Source organism: Paenarthrobacter aurescens (genome assembly GCF_025421775.1).
In the GTDB taxonomy this organism is placed as follows: domain Bacteria; phylum Actinomycetota; class Actinomycetes; order Actinomycetales; family Micrococcaceae; genus Arthrobacter; species Arthrobacter aurescens_B.
Genome location: NZ_JAOEFX010000813.1, coordinates 1 through 229, shown reverse-complemented (window position 1 = coordinate 229; position 229 = coordinate 1). Strand labels below are relative to the sequence as shown.

General features: G+C 64.2%; 1 protein-coding gene. It reads left to right on the top strand.

Features of this window, described 5'->3' with window-relative positions; translation table 11 throughout:
- A partial coding sequence (locus tag N7568_RS25665; RefSeq protein WP_261612423.1) for a phosphate acyltransferase occupies positions 1-229 on the top strand: 229 nt, incomplete at its 5' end.

Sequence of the window (229 nt, the reverse complement as noted above, 5' to 3'; positions counted from 1 at the left end):
CAACCTTCTGGTCATGCCCAATCTGGACACCGGCAACATCACGTACAACATGCTGAAGATGACCGGCAGCAATGGCGTCGCGATGGGTCCGATCCTGCTGGGCGCCGCGCGTCCCGTGCATATCCTGACCACCAGCGCCACCGTGCGCCGCATCGTCAACATGACGGCCCTGGCCGTGGTGGATGCGCAGCAGGAAGCCGCGGAAGAAGCCAAGAAGCGCCGCCGCTGA